Genomic DNA, 398 nt, shown 5'->3' on the forward strand with positions numbered 1-398 from the left:
CCTCAGCTCGTGCGATTCGACGGCGTAATGCGCGATGTCGGGATTGGCCCCGAGCAGCGTGCGGAGATCGCGCTCCAGGAGCGAGCGAAAGGGCGCCGGGCCGAGGGCCTTGTGGTCGGCCCCCGCGCCGTCGAGGGCGTGGCCGTAGTTGAAGCGCGGCGTCTTGCGCACCACCGGCGCTCCCGGGAACAAGCCGAGATCGTCGGGGTGCACGGACGAGATCTTCCGCGCGGCGCTCACGCGATGGCTCCCTTGCCCACGCGCGTGGTTCCGTCGAACGGCTTGCTGAGGTCGAGGCTCACCTCGCCCCGGAGCGCGAGGTTCATGAGGCAGCCGAGCACCCGGTCGAGCACGGGCCGGGTCGTCAGCTTCGCCCGGCGATGGACGGCCTTCACGGT

Annotated in this window: 1 protein-coding gene; it reads right to left on the reverse strand. The window is 71.1% G+C overall.

Going from position 1 to position 398, the window contains the following annotated elements; translation table 11 throughout:
• A partial coding sequence (locus tag AC2JF9_RS10130) for a hypothetical protein (RefSeq protein ID WP_500727512.1) occupies nt 1-240 on the reverse strand: 240 nt, incomplete at its 3' end.
• Nucleotides 241-398 lie beyond the last annotated feature (158 nt).

Source organism: Lactobacillus sp. C449L (assembly GCF_059900815.1).